The 20158-nt window shown below is 67.5% G+C and carries 19 protein-coding genes, 1 pseudogene and 3 riboswitches; of the genes and pseudogenes, 17 read left to right on the forward strand and 3 right to left on the reverse strand.

The genetic code is table 11. The features are described 5' to 3' along the window. Positions 1 to 4: 4 nt before the first annotated feature. Positions 5 to 640 (reverse strand): cob(I)yrinic acid a,c-diamide adenosyltransferase, encoded by a 636-nt coding sequence (cobO, locus tag ABIG06_RS25625; RefSeq protein ID WP_370139059.1) that lies wholly within the window; start codon positions 638 to 640, stop codon positions 5 to 7. A gap of 39 nt (positions 641 to 679) precedes the next feature. Continuing rightward, a riboswitch (cobalamin riboswitch) is annotated at positions 680 to 899 on the forward strand. Between the two features lie 94 nt (positions 900 to 993). Between cobO and ABIG06_RS25630 the strand changes: the two genes are divergently transcribed. From ABIG06_RS25630 to cobJ, 8 genes and pseudogenes are all read left to right on the forward strand, one after another. Next, entirely contained in the window at positions 994 to 1368 is a 375-nt protein-coding gene (locus ABIG06_RS25630) for a DUF1636 family protein (RefSeq protein ID WP_370139060.1), read from the forward strand. After that, positions 1365 to 2399 carry a cobalamin biosynthesis protein CobW gene (cobW, locus tag ABIG06_RS25635; protein WP_370139061.1) on the forward strand — a complete coding sequence of 345 codons (1035 nt, stop codon included), beginning with the start codon at positions 1365 to 1367 and terminating at the stop codon, positions 2397 to 2399. Before ABIG06_RS25630 ends, cobW begins: the two co-directional genes overlap by 4 nt. Further along, a complete protein-coding gene (gene cobN, locus ABIG06_RS25640) occupies positions 2399 to 5647 on the forward strand; it encodes a cobaltochelatase subunit CobN (protein WP_370139062.1) in 3249 nt (1082 codons plus the stop codon). Before cobW ends, cobN begins: the two co-directional genes overlap by 1 nt. 44 nt (positions 5648 to 5691) lie before the next feature. Then, positions 5692 to 5826: pseudogene (locus tag ABIG06_RS25645) on the forward strand (precorrin-3B synthase); the annotation flags it as partial. Positions 5827 to 6247: 421 nt separating this feature from the next. Next, entirely contained in the window at positions 6248 to 6808 is a 561-nt protein-coding gene (locus tag ABIG06_RS25650) for a hypothetical protein (RefSeq protein WP_424578594.1), read from the forward strand. After that, positions 6808 to 7437, forward strand: a complete 630-nt coding sequence (locus tag ABIG06_RS25655; RefSeq protein WP_370139063.1) for a precorrin-8X methylmutase — start codon at positions 6808 to 6810, stop codon at positions 7435 to 7437. The genes ABIG06_RS25650 and ABIG06_RS25655 overlap by 1 nt, the downstream gene beginning before the upstream one ends. Before the next feature lie 2 nt (positions 7438 to 7439). Then, a complete protein-coding gene (locus ABIG06_RS25660; RefSeq protein ID WP_424578408.1) occupies positions 7440 to 8171 on the forward strand; it encodes a precorrin-2 C(20)-methyltransferase in 732 nt (243 codons plus the stop codon). Next, a complete protein-coding gene (gene cobJ / locus ABIG06_RS25665; RefSeq protein WP_124158381.1) occupies positions 8168 to 8902 on the forward strand; it encodes a precorrin-3B C(17)-methyltransferase in 735 nt (244 codons plus the stop codon). Before ABIG06_RS25660 ends, cobJ begins: the two co-directional genes overlap by 4 nt. Here cobJ and ABIG06_RS25670 read toward each other — a convergent pair. Continuing rightward, positions 8878 to 9624, reverse strand: a complete 747-nt coding sequence (locus ABIG06_RS25670) for a cobalt-precorrin-6A reductase (protein ID WP_124158382.1) — start codon at positions 9622 to 9624, stop codon at positions 8878 to 8880. The two genes, cobJ and ABIG06_RS25670, sit on opposite strands and share 25 nt — an antisense overlap. Here ABIG06_RS25670 and cbiE point away from each other — a divergent pair. From cbiE to cobT, 8 genes are all read left to right on the forward strand, one after another. Further along, the gene (gene cbiE / locus ABIG06_RS25675; RefSeq protein ID WP_370139064.1) at positions 9623 to 10804 is read left to right on the forward strand and encodes a precorrin-6y C5,15-methyltransferase (decarboxylating) subunit CbiE; all 1182 of its coding nucleotides are present in this window, start codon (positions 9623 to 9625) and stop codon (positions 10802 to 10804) included. The genes ABIG06_RS25670 and cbiE overlap by 2 nt on opposite strands. After that, positions 10801 to 11169 (forward strand): cobalamin biosynthesis protein, encoded by a 369-nt coding sequence (locus ABIG06_RS25680; protein ID WP_370139065.1) that lies wholly within the window; start codon positions 10801 to 10803, stop codon positions 11167 to 11169. The genes cbiE and ABIG06_RS25680 overlap by 4 nt, the downstream gene beginning before the upstream one ends. Then, entirely contained in the window at positions 11166 to 11948 is a 783-nt protein-coding gene (gene cobM, locus ABIG06_RS25685) for a precorrin-4 C(11)-methyltransferase (protein WP_370139066.1), read from the forward strand. Before ABIG06_RS25680 ends, cobM begins: the two co-directional genes overlap by 4 nt. After that, positions 11948 to 13258: a cobyrinate a,c-diamide synthase gene (locus tag ABIG06_RS25690; RefSeq protein ID WP_370139067.1), complete on the forward strand. Its 1311-nt coding sequence runs from the start codon at positions 11948 to 11950 to the stop codon at positions 13256 to 13258. The genes cobM and ABIG06_RS25690 overlap by 1 nt, the downstream gene beginning before the upstream one ends. Beyond that, the gene (gene cobA, locus ABIG06_RS25695; RefSeq protein WP_370139068.1) at positions 13255 to 13986 is read left to right on the forward strand and encodes a uroporphyrinogen-III C-methyltransferase; all 732 of its coding nucleotides are present in this window, start codon (positions 13255 to 13257) and stop codon (positions 13984 to 13986) included. Before ABIG06_RS25690 ends, cobA begins: the two co-directional genes overlap by 4 nt. 45 nt (positions 13987 to 14031) lie before the next feature. Then, positions 14032 to 14252: riboswitch (cobalamin riboswitch) on the forward strand. A gap of 37 nt (positions 14253 to 14289) precedes the next feature. After that, positions 14290 to 14967 carry an energy-coupling factor ABC transporter permease gene (locus ABIG06_RS25700; RefSeq protein ID WP_124158388.1) on the forward strand — a complete coding sequence of 226 codons (678 nt, stop codon included), beginning with the start codon at positions 14290 to 14292 and terminating at the stop codon, positions 14965 to 14967. Between the two features lie 46 nt (positions 14968 to 15013). Further along, complete coding sequence (cobF, locus tag ABIG06_RS25705; RefSeq protein WP_370139069.1) at positions 15014 to 15760, forward strand: precorrin-6A synthase (deacetylating); 747 nt, start codon at positions 15014 to 15016, stop codon at positions 15758 to 15760. A 10-nt stretch (positions 15761 to 15770) separates the two neighbouring features. Continuing rightward, positions 15771 to 16823, forward strand: a complete 1053-nt coding sequence (gene cobT, locus ABIG06_RS25710; RefSeq protein ID WP_370139070.1) for a nicotinate-nucleotide--dimethylbenzimidazole phosphoribosyltransferase — start codon at positions 15771 to 15773, stop codon at positions 16821 to 16823. 6 nt (positions 16824 to 16829) lie between these two features. On the opposite strand, the gene ABIG06_RS25715 is transcribed toward cobT, so the two are convergent. Further along, the gene (locus ABIG06_RS25715) at positions 16830 to 17402 is read right to left on the reverse strand and encodes a histidine phosphatase family protein (protein WP_370139071.1); all 573 of its coding nucleotides are present in this window, start codon (positions 17400 to 17402) and stop codon (positions 16830 to 16832) included. Positions 17403 to 17474: 72 nt separating this feature from the next. After that, positions 17475 to 17677: riboswitch (cobalamin riboswitch) on the forward strand. 117 nt (positions 17678 to 17794) lie between these two features. Here ABIG06_RS25715 and ABIG06_RS25720 point away from each other — a divergent pair. Further along, positions 17795 to 20152 (forward strand): TonB-dependent receptor, encoded by a 2358-nt coding sequence (locus tag ABIG06_RS25720; RefSeq protein WP_370139072.1) that lies wholly within the window; start codon positions 17795 to 17797, stop codon positions 20150 to 20152. The last annotated feature ends 6 nt before the right edge of the window (positions 20153 to 20158 follow it).

The raw sequence follows: 20158 nt of genomic DNA on the forward strand, positions 1-20158 counted from the left end.
AGTCTCAGAACTCGACGCCGGCCTGTGCCTTGATGCCGGAACGGAACGGGTGCTTGACCAGCGTCATCTCGGTGACGAGGTCGGCGATCTCGATCAGCTCGTCCTTCGCGTTGCGACCGGTGAGCACGACATGCGTCATCGCAGGCTTCTGCGTGGTCAGGAATTCGACGACTTCGGCGATGTCGAGATAGTCATAGCGGAGCGCGATGTTGATCTCGTCGAGCACGACCATCCGCAGCCGCTCGTTGAGGATCAGCTCCTTGGCCTTCTCCCAGCCGGCGCGCGCGGCGGCGATGTCGCGGGCACGGTCCTGCGTCTCCCAGGTGAAGCCTTCGCCCATCGCGTGGAACTGGCAGAGATCGCCGAAATGGCTGGTGAGCAGGCGCCGTTCGCCCGTATCCCAGGCGCCCTTGATGAATTGCACCACCGCACAAGGGAAGCCATGGGCGACGCAGCGGACGATCATGCCGAAGGCCGAGGAGGATTTGCCCTTGCCGCTGCCGGTGTGGACGATGATCAGGCCCTTTTCGCCGCTCTTGGTCGCCATGATCTTGTCCCGGGCGGCTTTCTTCTTCGCCATCTTCTGGGCGTGCCGGGCGTCGGTTTCCTCGCCCGTTCGGGTGTCCGGTTCAGGCGTCATCGTACCAGTCCTTCGGCTTGACAAGTGGCAGTCACGGGCAAATGGTGGCCCGGCGTTGGTTCCTGTCCTATGACAGGCGAAGAGGGAATGCGATAGGGTCCGAATCGGCAAGATTTGGGTCCAAAATGCAGCCGCCCCCGCGACCGTGACCGGAGAGATGCCCGAAGCCACTGATTCCCGCGGGAATCGGGAAGGCGGGGATCGAAGGGCAAAGCCCTGCTCCGCAAGCCGGGAGACCTGCCAGCGCGAAGAGTTTTGGACCGGCGGACGGGGTGTTCCGCGACGGGGAAACGGGCCCTTTGAGCCAAGGTCCGTGTGCCTCTCGCCTCCCGCTGTTTATCCTGGAAGAGGCGATGACCGTCACACTTTACGTCTGCATCACCTGCCGCGCCGGCCAGACGCTTGGGGAGGGCGAGACAACGCCCGGCAAGCGCCTGCATGGCGCGATCCTCGAGGCCGGCGTGCCCGAGAGCGTCAGCGTGGTTCCCGTCGAATGCCTGTCGGCCTGCAGCCAGGGCTGCTCGGTCGCGCTCAGCGCGCCCGGCCGCTGGTCCTATGTCTATGGCCGCCTGTCGGAGACGAGTGCGCAGGACGTGGTCGCAGGTGCTGCGGCCTATGCGGCGGCGCCGGATGGCCTCGTGCCCTGGCGCAGCAGGCCGGAAATATTCCGCAAGCAGTCGCTTGCCCGCATTCCCCCCATTGCCGTCGTGCCGGAGGCCGCCGAATGAACTCGCTCGCCAAAATCCCCGTCACGGTGGTCACGGGGTTTCTCGGTTCCGGCAAGACCACGCTGATCCAACATCTGCTCGCCAATGCGAATGGCAAGAAGCTGGCCGTGCTCGTCAACGAGTTCGGCAGCGAGGGCGTCGACGGCGAAATCTTGAAATCCTGCGCCGACGCCAATTGTCCGGAGGAGAACATCGTCGAGCTCGCCAATGGCTGCATCTGCTGCACCGTGGCCGACGATTTCATTCCGACCATGGAGCAACTCTTGGCGCGCCCGGTGCGGCCCGATCACATCCTGATCGAAACCTCGGGCCTGGCGCTGCCAAAGCCGCTGCTGAAGGCGTTCGACTGGCCACAGATCCGCTCGCGCATCACGGTCGATGGCGTGATCGCGCTGGCCGATGCCGAGGCCGTCGCGGCCGGCCGCTTCGCGCCGGACCCGATTGCCGTCGAAGCGCAGCGCGCGGCGGACGACAATCTCGATCACGAGACGCCGCTGTCGGAAGTGTTCGAGGACCAGATCGCCTGTGCCGACATCGTGCTGCTGACCAAGGCTGATCTTGCAGGCAGCGCCGGGATCGAAGCCGCCAAGGCGGCGATCGCCGCCGAGATGCCGCGCCGCGTGCCGATGCTCCCTGTCACCGACGGTGCGATCGATGCGCGCGTCATTCTCGGCCTTGGCGCCGCCGCGGAGAACGATCTCGCCGCGCGTCCCTCGCATCATGACGGCGAAGAGGACCACGAGCACGATGATTTTGCCTCGGTCGTGATCGATCTGCCGGAGGTCGCCGACGTCGATGCGCTGGTCGCATCCGTGCAGCGTCTTGCGCGCGAGCAGAATGTGCTGCGTGCCAAGGGCTATATCGCGGTCGCGGGCAAGCCGATGCGCCTCCTGCTGCAGGCGGTCGGCGAGCGCGTGCGCCACCAGTTCGACAAGCCATGGGGCGCGGGTCACAGGCAGTCCAAGCTCGTCGTGATCGGCGAGCATGGCGATATCGACGAGGCCGCGATCAGGTCAGGGCTTGGTATCTGATGCACGTCGTCTTCCGCGAGAGCCGCGGTCTCGAGGAGACCGCGACGCCAAGAGACATCGGCCAGGACCCGGCCGATCTCGTGGTGCTCTCGTTTTCGGATTCCGATCTTGCGGCGTTCGCGGCCGGCTGGCGGCGTGGCCGGAACAGCCTGCCGTCGCTGCGGCTTGCCAATCTTTCCGAACTTCGTCATCCGCTGTCGGTCGACACCTATATCGAGCGCACGCTGTCGCAGGCGCGCGGCATCCTGGTGCGCCTGATCGGCGGCGAGTCCTACTGGCCGTACGGCCTCGCCGCCCTGCAACAGCTCGCCAAGGACCGCAACATCGCGCTGGCCGTGCTGCCGGCCGATGGTCGCGACGACACGCGGCTCGATTCGTATTCGACGTTGCCGGTTTCGACGCTGCGTCGGCTCAAGGTGCTCTGCGACACCGGCGGTCCGGTCGCGGCGCAAGCTGCGATCGCGCAGCTCGCGCTGGCCTCAGGCCTCTATGCCGGCCCGGTCGTCGGCGAGATGACCGTGCCCGAGATGGGCTTTTATGATCCTGCGCGTGGTGTCATTGCTGCGCCGGCCGGTGCCGAGGAGAAGCCGCGCGCGCTGGTGACGTTCTACCGCTCCTATCTCACCGCTACGGATACCGGCCCGGTCGATGCCCTCATTGCGGCGCTGCGCGAGAGGGGATTTGATGCTTTTGGCGTGTTCGTCACCTCGCTGAAGAGTGCAGGCGTCGCCGATTGGTTGCGCGCGCATTTCGCGCAGAATCCTCCCGCGGCGATCGTTAATGCGACGGCGTTCTCGGCAATGAGCGACGACGACAAGACGCCGTTCGATGCTGCACAATGTCCGGTATTTCAGGTCGCGCTTTCGACGGCGCGGCGCGAGGACTGGGCTGGCTCGCTGCGCGGCCTGTCGCCGGGCGACCTCGCCATGCATGTGGTGCTGCCCGAGGTCGACGGCCGCCTGTTCGCGGGCGTGGTGAGTTTCAAATCTGCCGCGACGCGCGATCCCGATCTGCAATTCTCGCATCTGGCGCACACGCCTGACGCGGAGCGTGTGAAGGCCGTCGCCGCGCGCGTCGCGGCCTGGCGGCGCCTTGCCGAGACGCCGGCCGGAGAGAAGCGGCTGGGGGTCGTGCTGTCGAACTATCCCGGCCGGCCGCACCAGATCGCGCATGCTGTTGGTCTCGATGCGCTCGCTTCGGTCGAGGCGTTGTTGTCCGATCTCGCCGAGGCGGGATACGCTGTTGTTCCGGTTCACGCGCTCGGGGAGACGCTGCTCAAGCAACGATTGATCTGGAATGTCGCCGAGTACCGGGCGGCGCTCTCGCGCCTGCCGCAAACCTTGCAAGACGATCTCGCGCAGGCCTGGGGCGTGCCTGAGGACGATCCGAGCTGCCGCGACGGCGCGTTCCATTTCGCCGCGATCCAATGTGGTCGGTCGATTGTCGCAATTCAGCCGGAACGCGGCGAAGCGGCCTCGCGCGATGCCGACTATCACGATCTCGCTCGCACGCCGCGCCATGCCTACGTCGCCTTCTATCTCTGGCTCAGGCAGCAGGGCTGTGATGCCGTCGTGCATATGGGCGCGCACGGCACGCTGGAGTGGCTGCCCGGGAAATCCGTGGCGCTGTCACCGAGCTGCTGGCCGGAGGCATTGATCGGCGATTTTCCGATCGTCTATCCCTTCATCGTGAACGATCCCGGCGAGGCCGCGCAGGCCAAGCGGCGCATCGGCGCGGTCACGATCGGCCATTTGCCGCCGCCGCTCGCAATGTCCGCGGTGCCGGAAGGCCTGCGCCGGCTCGAACGGCTGCTCGATGAATACTCGACCGCCGACGGTCTCGATCCCGCGCGCCGCCAGCGCCTCATCGCGGCGATCCGTGACGAGGCGCGTTCGGCAGGCCTCGAAGAGGATCTCGGCCTGGACGCAACGGCCGCACCTGCCGAAGCGATTCCGCGGATCGATCGCTTCGTCTGCGATCTCAAGGAAAGCCAGTTCGGGGACGGCCTGCACGTGTTCGGCCGCGGCGCCTGCGGCGAAGCGGAGCGGGATTCATTGCGTGCCGCGCTCGCGGGTCGGCGCGTTGCGCCGGGCCCATCAGGCTCGCCCTATCGTGGACGCCAGGACGTGCTGCCGACCGGGCGCAATCTGTTCGCCGTCGATCCGCGCGCGGTGCCGACGCCGTCTGCGCATGCGCAGGGCATCAAGCTCGCGGAAGAGCTGCTGCGCCGTCACTTGCAGGATCATGGCGACTGGCCGAGGGGACTCATCGTCGATCTCTGGGGCTCGGCGACGATGCGCACGGCGGGCGAGGAGTTCGCGATGGCGCTGCATCTGGCCGGCCTCGCGCCGCGCTGGGATCACGCCTCCGGCCGCGTCACCGGCTACGACATCATCGCGCCGGCCGAGCTGGGCCGTCCGCGCATCGACGTCACGCTGCGCGTGTCCGGCCTGTTCCGCGATGTCTTTTCGGGGCTGGCGCAATTGTTCGAGGCCGCTTCCGGCGCGCTCGCGGCGCGCGAGGACGAGGGCGACGAGAATCCGTATCGCAACCGCGCATCCCGCGTGTTCGCGCCGCGTCCCGGACACTATGGCGTCGGCCTCTCGGCGATCCCGGATGCCTTCACGCCGGAGACGCGCGAGGCGGCCGGCGAAGCCTGGCTGTCGGCATCGTCCTGGGCGTTCTCGGCGGATGGTACAATGCAGCCCGATCGTACTGGCATCGAGTCGCGTCTCGCGTCCGCAGACGCTTTTGTCCATATCCAGGACTTGCCCGAAACCGATCTGCTGCTTGCCGCCGACTATGCCGCGCATGAGGCAGCTATCGCAGCGGCAGCCGTGCATCTCGGGGCAGGCGCGCCGTGCCTCTATCACCTCGACGCGACGCGGCCCGACCAGCCCCATGCGCGCACGCTGACGGAGGAGATTTCACGTGTCGCCCGGGCGCGCGCGGCCAATCCGGCCTGGATCGCCGGCATGATGCGGCATGGCTTTCGCGGCGCCGCCGAGATCACCGCGACGCTGGAGCACATGGCTGCCTTCGCGCATCTCGCCGGCGCCGTGCCGCCGCATTTGTTCGACCTCTACTACGATGCCACGCTCGGCAACGACGAGGTCCGTGCTTTCATGGCACGTGAGAATCCCTCGGCTCTCGCCGCGATGGAAACCTGCTTTGCGCGCCTGCATGATGCGGCGCTCTGGCAAACGCGCCGCAATTCGATCGCCGCGGCGCTGCGGGAGGCCTCATGAGTGCGGCCCCAATCAAGGGTTGGTGCCCCGGCGCGCTGCGCCCTATGCTCTCGGGCGACGGGCTCGTGGTGCGCGTGCGCCCGTTCGGCGGGCGGCTCGAAGCCGCACAGATTGCCGGGCTTGCCGAGCTCGCCGGACGGCACGGCAATGGCCTGATTGATGTGACGAGCCGGGCCAATCTCCAGATCAGGGGCGTCAAGGAGGAGGGCCATCTTCCGCTGCTCGACGGTCTTGCGCAACTGGCGCTGCTCGACCCCGACGCCGAGATCGAAGCCCGGCGCAATGTTCTGGTGACGCCGTTCTGGAGCAGCGGCGACGAAACACAGTCGCTCGCCGCCGAGCTGGAGGAGGCGCTTGCCGATAGCGGCCTGGCGCTTCCCACCAAGTTCGGCTTCGCCATCGACGACGGAAGGTCGCGCGTTCTGGCTGGCGATTCCGCCGACATACGCATCGAGCGCGATCGCTTGGGTCGTCTCCTGGTGCGGGCCGATGGCGCAAGGCTCGGCCGCTCCGTCGCACGCGGACAGGCCGTGAGCACGGCGCTGGGCGCTCGCGAGCTGGTTCATCATCTCCGGCGGCGCGAGGGACGGGCGAGGGCGCATGGCGGCCCATATCGCGTCCGGCGCGGCGTTGCCTCAATCGTTGTGCGGCGAGACCGAGCCGGCGCCCGTCATGGCCGCGGCACGGCCCGGGCACTATCCGCAAGGCGCGATCGTCGGCGTCGCGTTCGGGCAGATCTTGCACGCCACGCTCCATCAGTTCTCCAGCTGCGGACACGCGCTGCGCATGACGCCATGGCGGATGGTGCTCAGCGAGGGCAAGCGCGAGATGCCGAGTGGGGCGGGCCTCATCACCGAGCCGTACGATCCGGCGCTGCGCGTCATCGCCTGCAGCGGCGCGCCGCGCTGCCGGGAAGCCCATGCCGATACGCGCACGCTCGCAGCGGCGCTGGCGCCGCGCATTGCCGCCGATACGCGACTTCACGTCTCCGGCTGCGGCAAGGGCTGCGCCCATTCGGGCGCGGCTGCGGTCACGCTGATTGCGACGCATGCCGGTTTCGATCTCGTCCGCGACGGCTCGATCCGCGACGAGCCGGTCCTGCGCGGGCTGAACGGAGCCGACATCGTCAGCGATCCCTCCATCCTGATCGGAGGGAACTGATGCCGCACACCTACGAGACCGACGGCGCGGCGATCTACCGGCAATCCTTTGCGACCATTCGGGCCGAGGCGGAGCTTGCGCGCTTCACGCCCGATGAAGAGCCGGTGGTGGTGCGCATGATCCACGCCGTCGGCATGGTCGGCCTCGAGGCGCATATCCGCTTCACGCCAGGCATGGCAACCCTCGCGCGCGCGGCCCTGCAGAAGGGCGCGCCGATCCTGTGCGACGCGCGCATGGTCTCGGAAGGCATCACGCGCGCAAGACTTCCCGCGGCCAATGCCGTCATCTGCACGTTAGGAGACGAGTCCGTTCCCGCGCTCGCGCAATCCATGCGCAACACCCGCTCGGCCGCGGCGCTGGAGCTGTGGCGGCCGCATCTCGATGGCGCCATCGTCGCGATCGGCAACGCGCCGACCGCGCTGTTTCATCTGCTCAATATGCTGGAAGACCCGGACTGCCCGCGTCCGGCGGCGATCATCGGCTGTCCCGTCGGCTTCGTTGGTGCCGCCGAGTCCAAGGCCGCGCTGATGGCCGATCCGCCGGTACCGGCGCTGACGGTCGAGGGCCGCCTCGGCGGCTCCGCGATCACGGTTGCTGCCGTGAACGCGCTGGCGAGCCGGAGCGAATAGCCATGGGACGCATCATCTGCTGTGGTCTCGGCCCCGGCGATCCCGATCTGATGAGCGTGCGCGCCGACCGGATGGTGCGTGCCGCGCAGCACGTCGCCTATTTCCGCAAGAAGGGCAGGCCGGGTCAGGCGCGCTGCATCGTCGAGGGCATGCTGGCGGCCGACGTCACCGAATATCCGATGGAATATCCTGTCACGACGGAGATCGCGTTCGACAGCGCGGAATACGTCCAGCTGCTTGCGGGCTTCTACGATGAATGGGCGGAGCGTCTGGCGCGGCTTGCGCGCGCCGTCGACGTCGTCGTGCTCTGCGAGGGCGATCCGTATTTCTACGGATCGTTCATGCATCTGCACATGCGCCTGCAAGGCCGCGTCGAGATCGAGGTGATCGCCGGCATTCCCGGCATGGTCGGCTGCTGGAACGGCGTCGGGCAGCCCATCGCGCTCGGCGACGACGTGACGACGGTGCTGATGGGGACGCTCCCCGAGGCCGAGCTCGAGCGCCGCATGCGCGATTCCGATGCGCTGGTCGTCATGAAGACCGGCCGCAATCTGGCAAAGGTGCGCCGCGCGCTTCGCTCCGCCGGCCGGTTAGACGATGCCTGGCTGGTCGAGCGCGGCACGATGCCGGGGGAGCGCGTGGTGCGGCTCGCCGAGATCGATGCCGCCGATTGCCCCTATTTTGCGATCGTGCTGGTGCACGGCAAGGGCCGGCATCTGGACGCTGCCGAATGACGGGCACGCTGACCATCGCGGGCCTCGGGCCCGGGAGCGACGCGCTGGTGACGCCGGAAGTCTCCGCCGCGCTCGCAGCCGCGACCGACATTCTGGGCTATGCGCCCTATGTCGCACGCGTACCGCCGCGACCGGGGCTGACCCTGCATCCCTCCGACAATCGCGAAGAGCTGCAACGCGCGAGCGAAGCCTTGCGGCTTGCTGCGGAAGGCGGGGAGGTCGTTGTCGTCTCCTCCGGGGATCCCGGCGTGTTCGCGATGGCCTCGGCCGTGTTCGAGGCGCTCGAACAGGCGCCGCAATGGCAGGCGCTGCCGATCCGCGTGCTGCCCGGCGTCACCGCGATGCTGGCGGCGGCCGCGCGTGCCGGCGCGCCCCTCGGTCATGATTTCTGCGCGATCAATCTCTCCGACAATCTCAAGCCGTGGGCAGTGATCGAGAAACGCCTCCGCCTCGCGGCCGAAGCCGATTTTGCCATCGCGATGTACAATCCGCGCTCGGCGAGCCGGCCGGAAGGATTTGGCCGCGCACTTGCGGTGCTTCGAGAGGCTGGTTGCGGCGAGCGTCTGGTGATCTTCGCGCGCGCGATCAGCGCGGCTGACGAGAAGATCGAGACCGTGACGCTGAACGAAGCGACGCCCGAAATGGCCGACATGCGCACGCTGGTGATCGTCGGCAATTCGCAGACGCGCCGCGTCGGCCGCTGGGTCTATGCGCCGAGGCGGATAGAATGACCGAGCCACTGCATGATCTCGGCCACGCTCTCGACCCGCAGCCGCTCGGGCAGTCTTGGTCGCGAGATCATGATAACGGACAAGCCAAGCATGCGAGCCGCCTCGATCTTGGCGCGCGCGCCGTCGCCGCCGGAGTTGCGGGCGACGATCCACGCGATGTCGCGCGAGCGCAGCATGTCCAGCTCGCCGTCGAGGGTGAAGGGTCCACGCGACACGATCACGTCGGCCGCGAAGGGCAGGGGCGCCTCGGGGGGATCGACGAAGCGCAGCGTGTAGGCATGCTGCGGCCGGCTCGCGAACGGCGCGATGTGCTGGCGGCCGATGGCGAGGAACACGTTTGTCGGCGCGTCAGGCAGCGCGGCGACGGCCGCGTTGACGTCGACCACCTCGATCCAGCTGTCACCGGGCGCTTTTGTCCACGGCGAGCGTTCGAGCGCGATCATCGGCGTGCCGGTTTCCGCGCACGCCACGACCGCGTTGCGGCTCATCTCGGCCGCGAAGGGATGCGTCGCGTCGATCACATGGGTGATACTGTCACGGCGAATGTAATCGGCCAGCCCGCTCACGCCGCCAAAGCCGCCGATGCGGGTCGGCAGCGGCTGGTCGGCCGGCGCGCGGGTGCGGCCGCCATAGGAATAGACGGCGTCGATGCCGGCGCGCGCGACCTCCGCTGCGAGCAGGCTCGCATCGGCCGTTCCGCCCAGAATGAGGGCGCGCGTCATGTCTGATCCCTGGCTGACCATCATCGGTATCGGCGAAGATGGCCTTGCCGGGTTGTCCGAGGCAAGCCGAAAGGCGCTTGCCAGGGCCGAAACCGTCTTCGGCGGCGAGCGCCACCTTGCGCTTGCGGAGGTTGGCGGCCGCGGCCGCCCGTGGCCGGTGCCGTTCGACGCCAAGATCGTGCTGAGCTGCCGTGGCCGGCCGACGGCGGTGCTCGCCTCCGGCGATCCGTTCTGGCATGGCGCCGGCGCGGGCCTCGCCGAGAAGCTCGGTAGCGACGAGTGGATCGCGTATCCCACGCCGTCGGCATTCTCGCTTGGGGCAGCGCGGCTGGGCTGGCGCCTCGAATCCACCGTCTGCCTCGGGCTTCACGCCGCACCGTTCGAGCGTCTCGGTCCGCATCTGGCGCGAGGGGCGCGCATCATCTGCCTCGTGCGCGATGGGAAAGCGGCTGGCGATCTCGCAAGGTGGTTGAGCGAGCGCGGGTGGGGCGCCTCGGCCTTCTGGATGCTCGCCGCCCTCGGTGGCCCGCGCGAAAGCATCAGAGAATATCGCGCCGATAGTCTTGCCGGTGATCTCGCCGGAAACCTGGTCACGGTCGCCGTCGAGGCAAAGGGTGGACAGGGGATGCCCCGCAGTTCGGGATTATCGGACGATCTCTTCGTCCATGACGGCCAGATCACCAAGCGGCCGGTGCGTGCGCTCGCCCTCTCGGCGCTGGCGCCGCGGCCCGGCGAACGGCTGTGGGACGTCGGCGCCGGTTCGGGGTCGATCTCGGTGGAGTGGGTGCGGTGCGGCGGGACGGCCACGGCCATCGAGCTGCGCGAAGATCGCGCCGCGAACATTCGCAGCAATGCAGCCGCGTTCGGACTGGAGCATCGGATCAACGTCATCGCAGGCAAGGCGCCCGAAGCGCTTGCTGCGCTGGATCCGCCGGATGCCGTCTTCATCGGCGGCGGCCTTGATGGCATGATGTTCGATGCCATCTGGGCGCGTCTCTCGCCTGGGGTGCGGTTCGTTGCGCATTCAGTCACGCTGGAGACGGAAGCGCTGCTCGGCGAACTGCACCAGCGCCATGGTGGCGAGCTGATGCGGGTCGAATTGGCGCATGCCGCCCCGCTCGGCCGCTACCGATCCTGGGAAGTGACGCGGCCGGTGGTGCAATGGAGTGCGGTCCGATGAAGGTCGCCGGTCTGGGATTCAAGAGGGATGTGACGCTGGCCTCGTTGCGCGAGGCGCTCGCGACAGCCGGCGGCCCAGAAGGTCTTGCAGCATTTGCGACCGTCAGCGACAAGGCCGACGCGGAGGCGCTGAAGCAGCTCGCGCGCGAATGCGGTGTGCCGATCAGGGCCGTTCCCGTCAAAGCGCTGGCCGGCATTGACACGCCGACGCAGTCAAAACTCGTCGCGGAAAAATTCGGCACCGGATCGGTCGCCGAGGCTGCGGCGCTCGCGGCAGCGGGCCCTCGCGCGCGATTGATTGCAACGCGCGTGATCTCGCAGGATCGCACTGCGACTGCGGCGATCGCGGAAGGGGACGGCGCATGACGGTGCATTTTATCGGCGCCGGGCCCGGCGCGCCCGATTTGCTGACGTTGCGCGGCCGCGATCTGATCGCAGCCTCTCCGGTCTGCTTGTATGCCGGCTCGCTGGTGCCCGAAGGCGTGCTGGCGCATTGCCCGCCCGGTGCGCGGATCGTCAACACCGCGCCGCTGTCGCTCGACGAGATCATCGCGGAGATCGCCGCCGCGCATGCGGACGGCAAGGATGTCGCGCGGCTGCATTCCGGCGATCTCTCGATCTGGTCGGCGATGGGCGAGCAGCTCCGCCGCCTGCGTGCGCTCGGGATTCCCTATTCGGTGACGCCGGGCGTGCCGGCCTTCTCGGCTGCTGCCGCTGCGCTGGAAATGGAGCTCACGCTGCCCGGCCTTGCCCAGACGGTGGTGCTGACCCGCACGCCGGGCCGCGCCAGCGCGATGCCCGAGGGCGAGAAGCTCGCCGCATTCGCAGCGACCGGCGCGGTGCTCGCGATCCATCTGTCGATCCATCTGCTCGACAAGGTTGTGGCTGAACTCACGCCGCATTACGGCGCGGACTGTCCGGTCGCGATCGTCTGGCGTGCGAGCTGGCCGGACCAGCGCATCGTCCACGCGACGCTCGGCACTCTTGATGCCGCCGTGAGCAGCGAGATGGAGCGTACCGCCCTGATCCTGGTCGGCAGGACACTTGGCGCTGCGAATTTCGACGAGAGTCGCCTCTACGCCGCCGATTACGACCGCCGCTATCGGCCGCTCGGCGCCGAGCCGCGTTTTCCGGAGGCATCGTGATGGCCGCAGCGCTCGTCATCTCCGCGCCGGCCTCCGGTGTCGGCAAGACCACGCTGACGCTGGCGCTCGCCCGCGCCTGGCGCAATCGCGGATTGAACGTGCAGTGCTTCAAGAGCGGGCCCGACTACATCGATCCCGCGTTCCACGCCGCCGCCACCGGACGCGCCTCCGTCAACATCGATAGCTGGGCGATGGACCGCGCAAGTATCGCGCACCTCGTCAGCCGTGGTGCGGACGCCGATGTCGTGCTTGCCGAGGGCTCGATGGGCCTGTTCGACGGTGTCGCCGCGCGCGGCGTCTGCGGCACCGGCGCCACCGCCGACATCGCGGAGATGCTGGGCTGGCCGGTGGTTCTGGTGATCGATCCATCGGGACAAGCGCAGACGGCGGCTGCGATTGCCGCGGGCCTTCGCGACTACCGCCCCGGCGTGCGACTTGCCGGCGTCGTGCTCAACCGCGTCGCCAGCCCGCGCCACGAAGACCTGGTGCGGCGTGCGCTCAACGAGGCCGGCATCGCCGTGTTCGGCGCGCTGCCGCGTCATGCCGAGATCAGCCTGCCGAAGCGGCATCTTGGTCTCGTGCAGGCCGAGGAGCGGGATGAAATCGGCAAGCTGATCGACGAGGCCGCGCGCTTCGTCGCCGAGCATGTCGATCTCGATGCTTTGCTGGGATCGGCGGCTCGCTGGTCGCCGCTACCAGCCGCGAACGGTCTCAACGTGGCGCCACCCGGGCAACGCATCGCGCTCGCCCGCGATGCGGCCTTCTCCTTCGTCTATCCGCATATGGTGGAGGCCTGGCGCGCGGCGGGCGCCGAGATCTCGACATTCTCGCCGCTTGCCGATGAAGTGCCTGACGCGAGCGCCGACGTCTGCTGGCTTCCTGGCGGCTATCCCGAGTTGCACGCCGGCAGGATCGCGGCCAATGCGCGCTTTCGAGACGGCCTGCGCGCCTTCGCCGAGTCACGGCCGGTCCACGGCGAGTGCGGAGGCTATATGGTGCTGGGAGCTGCTTTGACTGATGCCGACGGCGCCAGCCATGAGATGACGGGGCTGCTTGGGCTGGAGACGAGCTTTGCAAAGCGCCGCATGCATCTGGGCTATCGTCTCGTCGAGCTCGCTGCACCGATGCCGGGACATCGTGTTGGCGCACGCCTGCGCGGTCACGAGTTCCACTATTCGACGATCGTCGCGCAACCGGATGCGCCGCTCGCGGTCGTGCACGATGCGACGGGCGCCGTCATGGCCGAGACCGGCTCGCGGCGCGGCCACGCCACCGGCACGTTCTTTCATCTGATCGCGGAGGACCGGTGAGAGGATTCGTGTCGTTCATTTCCGCCGGACCCGGCGATCCCGAATTGCTCACGGTGAGGGGCGCCGCACGGCTGCGCGAGGCCGACGTCGTGCTCTATGACGACCTCGCCTCCGGCGCGATCCTGGATCTGGCGCGGCCCGGCGCCAATCTCGTCGCGGTGGGAAAACGGGCAGGGCGGCCCTCGACCAAGCAGCACCACGTCAATCGTCTCCTGGTCGACTATGCCGCGACAGGCGCGCGCGTAGTGCGGCTCAAGTCCGGCGACGCCGGCATATTCGGCCGGCTCGAGGAGGAGCTGGAGACGCTGCGCGAAGCCGGCATCGGCTACGAAATCATACCCGGCGTCACATCCGCCTGCGTCGCCGCCGCCCAGGCCGGCATTCCCCTGACCCGTCGGCATACCTCCCGCCGCGTGCAGTTCATTACCGGGGCTGATGTCAGCGGCGAGCTGCCGTCCAACCTGAACTGGGCGGCGCTGGCGGATCCCGAGGCCACGACCGTGGTCTATATGGGCCGGCGCACCTTTCCGGCGCTTGCCGCAAAATTGATCGCACACGGCCTCGCCCCAAACACGCCCGCACTGTTTGCCGAATCCCTCGGCCGTCCCGACGAGCGGCTGGTCCGCACCACCATCGCCGAGCTCGCCGCGCAGCTAGGCCGGGGCGGCGCCGCGTCCACGGCCGCCGTGATCCTGTTCGGCGCGCTGGCAGGGGATTATCCGTCATGACGGTGGCGGTCGCCCTTCGCCTCTTGACGCCCGGCTCGCGAAAGGCGCACACAGGAGAGGCATGGTGCTCGACGCGGCGCAAAGCGCCGGGGCATAATCGGGAATGGGGGTGGGCGGACCAAGTTGCGGCGCCCCAAACCCCAGCCGCCCCCGCGACTGTAAGCGGTGAGGGGCTCCGAATCGCCACTGGGCCGCAAGGTTCGGGAAGGGCCGGAGAACCCCAGTGAACCGCGAGCCAGGAGACCGGCCCTGCACGTTTTGAGGCCAAGGCCGTCGGGTGTGACGGCAGGAAGGAATTGAGCCATGCATATCGAACCCGGAATCGTGACGGGCGCCAAGCTCGTGTTGAGTTACGCAACTGGCATCGCCGCAGGCGGCGTTGCGCTGAAGCTGGCGGTCGAAACCGTCCGCGCGCAGGGCGTCGGCTCGTTCGCCACGCGCACGCTCGCCACCACGGGCCTCGTCTTCACCTTCTTCCAGGTCCTGCCCCACTTCCCGGTCGGCGTCTCCGAAGTGCACTTCATCCTCGGCTCGACCTTGTTCCTGCTGTTTGGTGCGGCGCCAGCCGCCTTCGGCCTCGCATTTGGCCTGCTGCTCCAGGGTCTGTTGTTCGAGCCCGCTGACCTGCCGCAATACGGCATGAACGTCACCACGCTCCTGGTGCCGCTGTTCGCGATCCAGGCCATCGCCACGCGCATCATTTCGCGTAACACCGCCTATGTCGATCTGAAGTACGGTCAGGCGCTGGCGCTTTCGACGACTTATCAAGCGGGTGTTGTCGCCTGGGTGGCGTTCTGGGCGCTCTACGGCTCCGGCTTTGCCATGAGCAACCTCGCCAACATCGCGACCTTCGCGGCCTCCTACGCGCTGGTCATCGTGATCGAGCCGCTCGCCGACCTCGCGGTGCTGGCGCTGGCGAAGTCGCTGCGCGGCGTCACCGCGCCCGGCCTCGTCACGCCGCGCCTGCACAACGGCGCCTGAGAGACAAGCGAGAGGGCGGCCTTGATGGCCGCCCTTCGCGCTCGCGATGCTCACGCTCTCCCTGATAGGCATCGGTTGCGGCGATCCCGAGCAGCTTACGCGCGCCGCGATCGCTGCCATCAACGCGGCCGATCTCGTCCTGATCCCGCGCAAGGGGGCTGCCAAGTCCGATCTCGCCGATCTCCGGCGAGCGATCTGCGCGGACGTGCTCACCAGCGACATAGCCATCGCCGAATTCGATCTTCCCGTGCGCGACAGCGGTGAAGCTGATTACCGCAAGGGCGTAGACGATTGGCACGATGTGGTTGCCGCGACCTGGTCGCAGACGATCGCGAGGCATCTCGAAGGTGAGGGCAAGGTCGCGCTCCTGATCTGGGGCGATCCGTCGCTCTACGATTCCTCGCTGCGCATTGCGCGGCGATTGAATCCGTTGCCGAAAATCGAGGTCGTGCCCGGCATCACCTCGATCCAGGCGCTGTGTGCGGCGCATGCGCTGCCGCTCAACGACATCGGCGAGCCGTTCCTGGTTACGACAGGGCGGCGCTTGCGCGACGGCGGCTGGCCGCAAGGTGTCGATACCGTGGTGGTGATGCTCGACGGCGGCACAGCGTTCCAGTCGCTCGATCCAGAGCGTTTGCATATCTGGTGGGGCGCCTATCTCGGCATGCCCGATCAGATCATCATGTCCGGCGCGCTGGCCGAGGTCGGTCCGCACATCGTGATCGCGCGACAGGAAGCACGCGAGCGGCACGGCTGGATCATGGACAGCTATATTCTCAAGCGCAGGGCGTAAGCGAGGCAGCATGCTTCCCGAATGGGTTTACCAGAACTGCCCCGAGGTCTCCGCGGTTCATCGCGAGGCGGCCATCGCGCGGCAGGCGCAACTGACAAAGCCGACCGGCGCGCTCGGCCGGCTCGAGCAGCTCGCGGTCGAGCTTGCGGGCTTGCAGGCGACCGAGCAGCCCCGCGCTTCGCGGGTGCCGATCATCATCTTCGCCGGTGATCACGGCATCGTCGCGCAGGGCGTGTCAGCCTATCCGCAAGCCGTGACGATCGCGATGATGGCGAATTTTACGTCCGGTGGCGCGGCGATCTCGGTGCTGGCGCGTGAACTGGGTTCCAGCCTGGAGGTGATTGACGCCGGCACGCTGGCCCAGGAGCAGATGGCGGGAATCGTCACCGACAAGCCGCGCAGCGGCACACGCGATTTCAGCGTCGAGGCTGCGCTCACGCCGACCGAGCTGGCCTTTGCCTTCGAGGCCGGCCAGCGCGCTGTCGCGCGCGCAGCAGCTAGTCAGCCCGATCTCCTGATCTTCGGCGAGATGGGCATCGGCAACACCACCACCTCAGCGGCGATCGCGGCGAGTCTGACTGGTGTGAGCGCCGGGGAGATCGCGGGCAGCGGCACCGGCGTCGATATGGCCGGCCGCGCGCACAAGGCACGGGTGATCGATGCGGCGATCGCACGCCACGGCGTCTCCGGAGCGTCGGTCGAGAAGATCCTGTGCGCGGTCGGCGGCCTCGAGATCGCGGCGATCTCAGGCGCGATCATTGCGGCCGCGCAGGCCCGCATTCCGGTGTTGATCGACGGCTTCATCGTGTCCGTCGCGGCCCTGGCCGCGGCGCGTCTCAATCCGTCCTGCCAGCCGTTCCAGCTTGCCGCGCATCAATCGGCGGAGCAGGGGCATCGGCTGGTGTTGCGCGCGCTCAACGTTCAGCCGCTGATCAGCCTCGATCTCAGGCTCGGCGAGGGATCGGGCGCGGCCATCGCGCTGCCGCTGGTCCGCTCGGCCTGTGCGCTTCACAACGGCATGGCGACGTTTACGCAGGCCAACGTGCCGGATCGCCCGGCCTGATGCGGCTCAAGCCACGCGCTGGTTGACCGAGACGACACGCCAGCCCGCCGTGAGCCGGTCGATCCGGGTCAGCGACAGCGGATCGATCACGAAGCGCAAGGCGGCCTGCGGCGTCAAGTCCAGCGCGATGCAGAGCGCGGCGCGGATGGTGCCGGAATGCCCAACCAGCGTTGCCGAGCCTGCGCCAATCCGCGATAGACCCACCTGCACGCGCGCAACCTGATCCGCAAAGCTTTCGCCGCTCGGCGGCCGTCCGTGCGCCGGATCGCGCCAGAACTGCGCGTACGTCTCGCCACCGCTCGCGGCGAGCTCGTCATGCCGACGACCGGTCCAGTCGCCGAAATCCTGCTCGCGAAATTCGCTGACCAATTCCGGTTCGAGCCCCAGAGCGCGCGCCGTCTCGACCGTGCGCCGCGACGGGCTGGCATAGCTGGTGGCATCCGGCGGCAAACGCTGCCGCAGAGCCGCCAACGCGGCCTGATCGCCGAGATCCGCCCGCGCATCGGCTGCGTGGATCGTGCCGGCCACGCCCTCGACGGCCGCATGCCGTATCAACCAGAGGAAGGTCTCGCCTTCCATGCTCATCTCCAAGGAAGTTGGTCGCTGTGGCCACACCGCCGCAACTGCCACATTGACTCTGTCTTGGTGGTAATCCTAGATGCTGGCGACGGTTTTCCCGAGAGGGAATGAAAAGGGAATGCGGTGCGGGGAAACTTGTCCCCAATGCCGCGGCTGCCCCCGCAACTGTGAGCGGATAATCCTTCGTCACAAGCCACTGGGTCCTCGGTCCCGGGAAGGCGACGAAGCGGTGATGACCCGCGAGCCAGGAGACCTGCCGTCAGCCGTGGTCACACGCGAAGATGTCGGTCGGGGAGTACAGACATTCGGCTTCATCGGACGGCCCGAAAGGCCAACAGATGAGACCTCGTTCGCTGTGACGTGCCACTGACGTCATACCGAGGTTTCATATCGTGTCTTCCATCTGTATCTTACGGCCGAGCCGCTTCCTGCTCGCTTGTGCTGCGCTTACATCGTTCGTCGTTGCCGATATGCCTGCCGCCCTGGCGCAGCAGGTCCGCGAACCTCTGCCGCCGGTCGAGGTCTCGCCTGCTGAAACCGGCAGGCGGGCCACGCCAGCCGGCCGTGAAGCGCAGCGCGCACGCCGTGCAGCTGCGCGCCGGCCAGCGATCGTACCGGCCCCGCCCAAGCCCGGCGCGCCGGCCGCGACAGCGCAGACGCCGCTCAACAGCAATGTGGTCGCCGAAAGCGCCTCGCGGCTCGGCCTGACCGTGCGTGAGACGCCGGCGACGGTCGAGGTGATCTCCGCCGAGACCATGCGCGAGCAGGGCTATCGAACTGTCTCGGAGGTGGCGCAGGGTGCCGTCGGCGTCACCTCCGGCGACAATCCGGCCGAGCCCGCGGCGTTTTCCATGCGTGGCTTCACCAACAGCCAGATCAACACGCTCTACAACGGCATCAAGATCGGCCCGCAGAACATGACCTCGCGGATCACCGACACCGCCAATCTCGAGGCCGTGGAGTTCGTCAAAGGCCCGGCCTCGCTGATGTCAGGCGAGGGTGCCGCCGGCGGCGCCATCAACTTCGTTACCAAGCAGCCGCACACCGGACCGATCCGGAACGAAGCCGAATTTTCCTGGGACTCGCTCAACTCATTCCGCGCCCATTACGGTTCGGGCGGCAGCACCAATGTGCAGGGCCTCGACTATCGCTTCGACATCAGCCGTTCCACCCTCAGCGGCTTTGCCGACGACACCAACGTCAAGACGTTCGGCACGTCCGGCCAGCTCAATTACCGCGTCTCCGATAGTCTCAAAATCTGGGGCGCTATCGAGTACCGCGAGGATCGCTCCAAGGCCTATTGGGGCGCGCCGCTGGTGCCGGCCGCCTTCAGCGGCTCGCATGCGACGACGGGGATCGTCTCCGGCAATTACATCTCGAATTACAACAAGACCAATCTTGGCGCGGTCACCATCGACGATCGCACGTTCAACACCAATTACAACGTTCTCGACAACCGAAACGTGGCGCAGGAAGTCTGGCTGCGCGGCGGTTTTGAGCTGAAGCTCGCGCCTGATCTGACCTTGAAGAGCCAGGCCTATGGCTATGGCGCAGAGCGGACCTGGTTCAACAACGAGATCGAGGCGTTCAATTCCACCACGAACCTGGTCGATCGCGAGCGCTTCTATGTCGCGCACAGCCAGCGTCTGGTCGGCAACATCACCGACCTGATCTGGGACGCTGATATCGCGGGCTTTGACAACCGGCTGGTCACGACGCTCTCGTCAAGCTATCTCGATTTCGTAAGGCCGGGCGCGGCCAACTTTCCAGGCGATTCCGTTTCGCTGGTCGATCCCAATCGGGGCTACTACGGCCTGCTCACGACCCAGCAGCAGACCGCGCGCATCGACAACGAGGCGCTGTCGTTCGAGGACCGGCTGAAGCTGACACGTAACTTCGCGCTGGTTGGCGGCCTCCGCGTCGAGCATATCGGGCTCGACCGCAATTCGACCGACGTGAGCGGGCTGGAGAAGGCAGGCTTCCCGTTCACGAAAGACTGGGCGCCGGTGACGGGCCGCATCGGTTACACCTGGGAGGCCGTTCCCGGCCTCACCTTCTTCAGCCAGTACGCCACCGGCGCCGACATCGCCGCCAACAATATCTTTTTGCTTGGGCCGACCCAGCCGCTCGACCTGACGACCGCGCGCACCTACGAGACCGGCGTCAAGCATCTGTTCTGGGACAACAGGGCGGAATGGTCTTTCTCGGCCTACGACATCCTGCGCAAGAACGTCTACGCGGCGGCCGGCGGCATGCAGCTCAACATTGCCGGGCGGCAGGAGTCCAAGGGCGTCGAGCTTGCCGCGGCGGTGCGCCCGATCGAGCCGCTGCGGCTGTGGGGCAACATCGCCTATGTTGACGCTCGCTATGCCGACTACAATTTTGCCGGCGGCTCGTTCTCCGGCAACACGCCGCCGAACGTGCCGCGTATCGTCGCCAATGCCGGCGCGTCGTACCGGTTCTTCACGCCCTGGCCGGTGGAGGTCGGCATCACCGGCCGCCATGTCGGCGACCGCTACAACACCGATGCCAATGTCGTGACGATGAAGGCCTACACCGTCGCCGACGTCTATGCCTTCGTCGACATTCCCAAGACGGTCTTCGCTGCGGTCGACCAGGCCCGCCTGACCTTCCGTGTCCGCAACATCGCCGACAAGCGCTACGCGATCTGGGGCGATCCGTTCTATCCCGACCAGATCCTGCTGGGCGCGCCGCGCACCTACGAGATCTCGGCCGCGTTCAAATGGTAGGGGCGC

This window comes from Bradyrhizobium sp. USDA 326 (assembly GCF_049739485.1).
Taxonomy (GTDB): Bacteria; Pseudomonadota; Alphaproteobacteria; order Rhizobiales; family Xanthobacteraceae; genus Bradyrhizobium.